Consider the following 7618-nt stretch of genomic DNA (forward strand, 5'->3'; position numbering starts at 1 on the left):
GCCCCCCCCCCGCGTCCGGCCTCGGCCGGGTACCAGTCCAGATACTGCACCTGCCAGCCCATCTGCTGCATGTGACGCGGCCGGCCGTCAGCGTCGCGCTCGACCTTCTCCGGACCGGCAGCATCGCCGGCCACCAGGCCACGGATCCACTGCGGCAGCTGGTTGACCGGTATATCCCAGCCGGTCGCTTCCAGCAGCAGCTGCTGGGCGTCCTCGCCGTCACGCGGCCCGCCGGCCAGTCCTTCCAGGCGGCCGGCTTCGGAACGGGTATCGCCGGCCAGCTTCCAGCTCTGCCGGGTCACCGGCGCACTCAGCTCGACCACATAGCGGCGTCCTTCCTGCTTCCAGTCGATGCGTCCGCTGCCGCCGTCCTTGCCCTTGCTGACCGCGACCCGGCCCTGGAAAGCCCAGTCCGGCTGTGCCTGCAGCGCGGCCACGCGCGCCGCCTCGGCCTGCGCCGCTTCGGCTGAAACAACCTCGACCACCGCCGGCGCCGGGGTCTTCTGCGTGCCCACGCTGGTACAGGCGGTCACCGCCAGGGTCACGGCCGCCAACAGCAGCGGCCGGATCAGGGAAACACTCATGGATTGAATTTCTCGCGGGCGCGCAGCAGCGCGCGGTTTTCAGGATCGAGCTTGGCCGCTTCTTCGAAGAAGTGGCGGGCCTCGTCATGCTTGCCCAGCACCCAGAGCACTTCGCCAACGTGGGAAGCGATCTCCGGGTCCTTGGCCAGGGTCCAGGCCCGGCGCAGCTGCACCAGTGCTTCTTCCTTGCGACCCAGGCGATACAGCACCCAGCCATAGCTGTCGACGATGGCGGCGTTGTCCGGTTCGGCCACGCGGGCGCGGTCGATCAGCTCCAGCGCTTCCTGCAGCCGGCCGGTACGGTCGGCCAGGGTGTAGCCCAAGGCATTCAGGGCCGGCACGTTTTCCGGGTCGGTCACCAGGATCTTGCGCAGGTCGGCCTCGGCGCGCGGGATATCGTCGCGGCGCTCCCAGGCGAGTGCACGGGCGTACAGCAGGCCGTTGTCATCCGGGTAGGCGGCCAGGCCGCGGGCCAATGCATCCAGTTCGCCGGCACTGTCATCGCCACGCTGGCGCAGTTCAGCCTCCAGCAGATAGGCGTCGCGACGCACATCGTCATCGACCACCGCATCGGACTGGATCGCGTGCACTTCATCCAGGGCCTGCGGCAGGCGCCCGGCCAGGGCCTGGGCATTGGCCGCGCGCAGGCGTGCTTCGCTCAGCTCATCGCCGCCGGGCACGCTGTGGTACCACTGCACCGCCTCCGGATAGCGCTTCAGGTACTCGGCGATCTTGCCCAGCAGCAGGCGCTGCGCCGGGTCCGGCTTGGCCGCCTGCCGCGACAGTTCGTTGTAGAGATTGGACAGCGCTGCCTTGTCGCCCTGCTTGGCCAGCAGCGAGGCGCGCATGCCCCAGGTCTGCACGTCCTGCGGGCCGAACGCCAGCACGCGCTCGGCCGCAGCAGGCTGCCCCAGGCTGTCGTAGGCGATGGCCACCGCATTGCGCAGTTCCGGGTCCTGGCGCGTCTTCGGCTCCACATCGTGCAGCAGCGACAGCGCCTTGTCGGTCTCGCCCGCTTGTTGCAACTGGCTGGCGCGCAGCAGTGCCACACGTGGCTCTTCCGGGAAGCGCTTGACCACCTCATCGATCATCCGCCGCGCCAGCTCGGGCTTTTCCATGCGCAGGGCCAGGCGACCGAACTCCTGCCAGGCCTCGATCTTCGGCGGAATCGCATTGGCATCGACCAGCTCGCCGAGCACCTGCGCCGGCACCGCCGGGTCGCGGCCACCGCCGATCAGCGCGGCCAGAGCGAACTTCCAGCCGCGCTCGTCGGGGTCGGCCAGCAGCGCCTGCAGCTCGGTGCGGGCAGCCTTCACATCGCCCTGGCGCATGGCCAGCGCACCGGCGGCGCTGCGCAGGGTCAACGAGCGCGGGGCGCGCTGCTGCCACAGGGCCAGGCCCTTGGCGGCGCTGGCATCATCGTTGGCCAGCATGGAGATACGGGTCGCGCGCTCGGCCAGGCCGGCGTCGCCGTCGGTCTGCTGGGCCGCCTGCAGGTACCAGCGCGCCGCCTCGGCCAGCTTGCCGGCCTGCAGCGCGAACTCACCGGCCATCACCGGTTCCAGCGCCAGTTCCTCAGTGGCCGGGGCCCTTACAGGGGCCTTGGCCGGCACCGCCGCCAGGGCCTGGCTGCAGGCCAGGGACAGCAGCAGAACACTGGGGATGCGAATCAATGCGGGCATCGTCGGCATCGGGGCCTTAAAATGTCGTCCAATGGCCAGCAGCTTATCGCAAGCAACTGAACAATGACCCTGTGGGTGCTCGGACTGAATCACCAGACCGCGCCGGTGGAGCTGCGCGAGCGCGCGGCCTTCGCCGGTGAGGCGTTGCCGCGCGCGCTCGGTTCGCTGCGCGATACCCCGCAGATTGCCGAGGCGGTGCTGCTGTCCACCTGCAACCGCACCGAACTGTACGCCGTGGCCGAGTCGGCACAGGCGCTGGACCAGTGGCTGCGCAGCCAGGCCGGTGACCTGCAGGGCTATCTGTACCAGCATGCCGATGCCGAAGCTGTGCGCCACCTGTTTCGCGTTGCCACCGGGCTGGACTCGATGGTGCTGGGCGAACCGCAGATCCTCGGCCAGGTGAAGGACGCCTGGTCGACCGCGCGCGACCATGGCCTGCTCGGCCAGCGCCTGGACCGCCTGTTCCAGCAGACCTTCTCGGTGGCCAAGCGTGCGCGGACCGATACCCAGATCGGCACCAACCCGGTGTCGGTGGCCTCGGCGGCCGTGCGCCTGGCACAGAACGCGTTCGCCCGTCTGGACGATTCCGCTGTGCTGCTGGTCGGTGCCGGCGAGACCATCGAACTGGCTGCACGGCACCTGAGTGAAGGCAAGGTGCGGCGGCTGCTGATCGCCAACCGCACCCTGGCCCACGCGCAGGAACTGGCCAGCCGCCATGGTGGCGTGGCCCTGCCGCTGACCGAACTGGACCGTCACCTGGGCGAGGCCGACATCGTGTTCTCGGCCACCGCTGCGCGCGAACCGGTGATCCATCGCGAGATGGTGGCCAAGGCCCTGCGTGCACGCCGGCACAAGCCGATGCTGCTGTTCGACCTGGCCGTGCCGCGCGACATCGAAGCCGAGGTCGGCACGCTCAACGACGCCTTCCTCTACACCGTCGATGACCTGGAACGCGCGGTGGAAGACAACCGTCGTGGCCGCCGCGAGGCCGCTGCCGAGGCCGAGGCGATCATCGACCTGCAGGTATCGCGCTTCATCGAGACCCAGCAGGCCAGCGCCCACCAGGCACCACTGCGGCAGCTGCGCGCGTTCGGCGAAGCCACCCGTGCCGAGCTGCTGGAGCGCGCGCGCCAGCAGCTGGCCAACGGCAAGCCCGCCGACGAAGTGCTGGAACTGCTGGCCCACGGCCTGACCAACCGCCTGCTGCACCCGCCGACCGCCGCACTGCGCGCCGCCGCGCTGAGTGGCGATGCCGACCTGACCCGCGCCGCCGAGCGCCTGTTCCCGGCCACGCCGGGTTACCGCCACCCACCCGTGAGACCCGATGACGCCGACCCTGCGCCGTAAGCTGGAAGCGCTGGCCGAGCGCCGCGAAGAACTGGAACGCCTGCTCGCCGAACCCGATGTGGTCGCCGACAACACCCGTTTCCGCGACCTTTCGCGCGAATTCGCCCAACTTGAACCGGTTGCCACTGCACTGGCCGATGAAGCCCGTGCCAAGGCCGACCTGGCCGCCGCCGAAGGCATGCGCGCCGATCCCGATCTGCGCGAGCTGGCCGACGAGGAGATCGCCGCCGCGCAGGCGCGCCTGCAGGCGCTGGAGCAGGAGCTCGCATTGCTGCTGGTGCCACGCGACCCGTGCGACGAAGGCAACCTGTTCCTGGAAGTGCGCGCCGGCACTGGCGGCGACGAAGCCGCGATCTTCGCTGGCGACCTGTTCCGCATGTACGCCCGCTATGCCGAGCGCCAGGGCTGGAAGGTCGAGATCGAATCGGACAGCCCGGGCGAGCACGGCGGCTACAAGGAGGTGGTGGCACGCGTGGTCGGCCGGGGAGCGTTCTCGCGCCTGAAGTTCGAATCGGGCACGCACCGCGTGCAGCGCGTGCCGGCCACCGAATCGCAGGGCCGCATCCACACCTCGGCGGCCACCGTGGCAATCATTCCGGAGGCCGACGAAGTCGATGACATCGTCATCAACCCCGCCGACCTGAAGGTGGACACGTTCCGCTCGTCCGGCGCCGGTGGCCAGCACGTCAACAAGACCGAGTCGGCGATCCGCATCACCCACCTGCCGACCGGCGTAGTGGTGGAATGCCAGACCGAACGCAGCCAGCACGCCAATCGCGACAAGGCGATGAAGCGCCTGAAGGCGCAGCTGCTCGATGCCGAACGCCAGCGCCAGGACGCGGCGCAGGCCGAATCGCGGCGCCTGCAGGTTGGCAGCGGCGACCGCAGCCAGCGCATCCGCACCTACAACTTCCCGCAGGGCCGGATCACCGACCACCGCGTGGAAGGCCTGACCCTGTACGACCTGCCCAACATCCTGGCCGGCGACCTCGACCCGCTGCTGCAGCGACTCAGCCACGAACACCAGGTCGACGCCCTGGCGCAGTTGTCGGCGGACTGATCACGATGACGGCCTGGCAGCAGCGACAGCACCTGCAGCAGGCGATCGCGCGCCAGCCCGGCGACTTCGTGGCCTGGGTGATGCTGGCCGACCTGGAACTGGAAGCCGGCGACATCGCTGCCGGCGAGCAGGCCGCACGACGCGCACTGCAACTGCGCCCCAACCACCCCGAAGCGCTGGCGCGGCTGGGCCGCGTGGCCTGGATGGCCGGCGCACATGGCGATGCCCGGGTGCTGCTGGGCCAGGCTTCGGCACTGGCCCCGCAGCACCCGGGCATCGCGTTGTGGCTGGGCCATGCGCTGGAAGATGCCGATGATGCCGAAGGGGCGGCGACGGCCTATCGCCGCGCGCATGCGCTGATGCCGGGCGAACCCTATATCGCCGCCCAGCGCCTGGCCTGGCAGCGCCGCCTGTGCGACTGGCAGGACGTGGACGCACTGGCCACACAAGTGCGTGGCGCACTGGCCAGCGGCCAGGGTATGGTCGAACCGTTCGCGTTCCTCAGCGAGGATGCCACCGCAGCCGAACAGCTGGCCTGCGCGCGCGCGCGCGCCGCGGTGATTGCTTCGGGGGTACGTCCCCTTCCTGCCGTGAAGGTGCGCGCGCACGGCCCCCTGCGCGTCGGTTTCCTTTCCAATGGTTTTGGCGCCCATCCCACCGGGCTGCTGACCGTGGCCCTGTTCGAGCAGCTGCGTCATGACCCGGCGTTGCAGCTGCATCTGTTCGCGTTGAACCGCGACGACGGCAGCCGCATCCGCCAGCGGCTGCAGACGGCCACACAGCTGCATGATGTGGCTGGCCTGCGCCATGCAGACACTGCCGCACGCATCCGCGCACAGGGCATCGACCTGTTGTTCGACCTGCGCGGCTGGGGCGGCGGCGGCACGCCGGAGGTACTGGCGATGCGCCCTGCCCCGCTGCAGTTGAACTGGCTGGCTTACCCCGGCACGTCCGGGGCGCCGTGGATGGATGCCGTGATCGGCGACAGCTTCGTTTTGCCAGTTTCACTGGAGCCGCACTACAGCGAACGGGTGCTGCGCCTGCCGCGTGCCTTCCAGCCCTCGGACAACACCCGCATGCTGGAGCCGGCACCGTCCCGCGCCGAGTGCGGGTTGCCCGGAAACGGCGTCGTGTTCTGCTGCTTCAACAACAGCTACAAGCTCAACCCGCGCAGCATGGGCCGCGCCTTCGCAGTGCTGCAGGCGGTGCCCGGCAGCGTGCTGTGGCTGCTGTCCGGCCCCGGCCATGCCGACGCCCGCCTGCGCAGCGCCGCACAGGCCGCTGGCCTGGACCCAACGCGGCTGGTGTTCATGGCCAAACTGCCGCATCCGCAGTATCTGGCCCGCTATCAGCTGGCCGACCTGTTCCTCGACACGCATCCGTACAACGCCCACACCACCGCGTCCGACGCGCTGTGGGCCGGCTGCCCGGTGCTGACCTGCCCCGGCGACACGTTCGCCGCGCGCGTGGCCGGCAGCCTCAACCACCATCTGGGGCTGGCGCGGATGAATGTCGCCGACGATGCGGCGTTCATCACCACTGCCAGCGCGCTGGGCAATGACCCGGCGGCGCTGGCCGCGTTGCGCGCTGAACTGGCACAGGCGCGCGAGCGCAGCGGGCTGTTCGACATGGGCGGGTTTGCCCGCGATCTGTCAGCGTTGGTGCAGCAGCTGGCACGTGAGAACGGCTGGACGGGCGCAGCAGGGTAAGCGCGACCAGGTAGCGTCGACATCGCCTGGGCAGCCCCTGCGCTACGCTCGGGCTTCCTCCCCGCGGGTGTGACGATGGCCAAGCTCAAGCGCAAGGACTACGACGAACTGCTGCTGCCTTTGCAGCTCGAGCTGACCGCCATGGCGCGCTGGGTGCAGCACAGCGGGCAACGCCTGCTGGTGCTGTTTGAAGGGCGCGACACGGCGGGCAAGGGCGGCGCGATCCAGGCCATCAGCCAGCACCTCAACCCGCGCCAGTGCCGCGTGGTGGCACTGCCCAAGCCCACCGACCGCGAAGCCACGCAGTGGTACTTCCAGCGCTACGCCTCGCACTTGCCCGCCGCCGGCGAGATCGTGCTGATGGACCGCAGCTGGTACAACCGCGCAGGCGTCGAACGGGTGATGGGCTACTGCAGCGAGACCGAGTACCAGCAGTTCCTGCGCCAGGCGCCGGTGTTCGAACAGCTGCTGGTGGACGACGGCATCCTGCTGTTCAAGTACTGGCTGTGCGTGGACCAGGAGCAGCAGGAGAAGCGCTTCGCCGAGCGCCACCTCGATCCGCTGAAGGGCTGGAAGCTGTCCCCGGTGGACCTGAAATCGCGCAGCAAGTACAGCGCCTATACCGAAGCCCGCGAGGCGATGCTGCGCGCGACGCATCGCGAGGCGGCGCCGTGGACGCTGGTGGATTTCAACGACCAGCGGCTGGGCCGGCTGACGCTGGTGCGCAACCTGCTGGACCGGTTGCCCGATACGCGGGTGGATGCACCGTTGCCCGAGCTGCCGAAGCTGAAGGGCAAGCTGCATCGCGAGCACTACGATGTGCTGAAGCCGATCGAGGACTTCCCGGTCGAGGAATAGGGTGGGTCGGCAGGGCCTGCGGCCCTGCACCTGCTACGAACCAAGGCAACAGCAACAGCCGAAGCAGAAGCGGGTTTCCTGTGGGTAGGCAGGGTGGGTCCGCTTGCGGGGGACGCCGTAAATACGTCCATGTAGGCTTGGCAGCCGCATCCATGCGGCTGACACCCCGCACTCCGACACCGCCCCGCCTCTGACAGATTTCTGCGATCTGGTAGATCCACGCCATGCGTGGATGAATCTCTTTCAGATCTCGAATCAATTCGGGGTCATATCCGTTTTCCTGCGGAAAACGGATCTGACCCCAGGCGCTATTCCGACAGATCGTAGAGATCTGTCGAAGGCGGGGGGGGGGGGGGGGGGGGGGGGGGGGGGGGGGGG

At 69.3% G+C, this 7618-nt stretch carries 6 protein-coding genes; 4 read left to right on the plus strand and 2 right to left on the minus strand.

The features are described from left to right. Together lolB and O0J15_RS19735 are read right to left on the minus strand one after the other, a co-directional pair. On the minus strand, positions 1-584 hold a 584-nt coding region (lolB, locus tag O0J15_RS19730; protein WP_308306154.1), incomplete at its 3' end, for a lipoprotein insertase outer membrane protein LolB. Continuing rightward, the gene (locus O0J15_RS19735; RefSeq protein ID WP_308306155.1) at positions 581-2266 is read right to left on the minus strand and encodes a tetratricopeptide repeat protein; all 1686 of its coding nucleotides are present in this window, start codon (positions 2264-2266) and stop codon (positions 581-583) included. The genes O0J15_RS19735 and lolB, both read right to left, overlap by 4 nt. Positions 2267-2329: 63 nt before the next feature. On the opposite strand from O0J15_RS19735, the gene hemA reads away from it, so the two are divergent. From hemA to ppk2, 4 genes are all read left to right on the plus strand, one after another. Beyond that, entirely contained in the window at positions 2330-3613 is a 1284-nt protein-coding gene (gene hemA, locus O0J15_RS19740; RefSeq protein ID WP_111099050.1) for a glutamyl-tRNA reductase, read from the plus strand. Next, positions 3591-4673, plus strand: a complete 1083-nt coding sequence (gene prfA, locus O0J15_RS19745) for a peptide chain release factor 1 (RefSeq protein ID WP_308306156.1) — start codon at positions 3591-3593, stop codon at positions 4671-4673. Before hemA ends, prfA begins: the two co-directional genes overlap by 23 nt. Positions 4674-4678: 5 nt before the next feature. Next, positions 4679-6382, plus strand: coding sequence for a tetratricopeptide repeat protein (locus O0J15_RS19750; RefSeq protein WP_308306157.1), 1704 nt, complete (start codon positions 4679-4681; stop codon positions 6380-6382). 75 nt (positions 6383-6457) lie between these two features. Next, a complete protein-coding gene (gene ppk2 / locus O0J15_RS19755; RefSeq protein WP_019661160.1) occupies positions 6458-7240 on the plus strand; it encodes a polyphosphate kinase 2 in 783 nt (260 codons plus the stop codon). Positions 7241-7618: the final 378 nt, after the last annotated feature.

The sequence above is a fragment of the Stenotrophomonas sp. Sm10 genome (genome assembly GCF_030985515.1).
Taxonomy (GTDB): Bacteria; Pseudomonadota; Gammaproteobacteria; order Xanthomonadales; family Xanthomonadaceae; genus Stenotrophomonas; species Stenotrophomonas hibiscicola.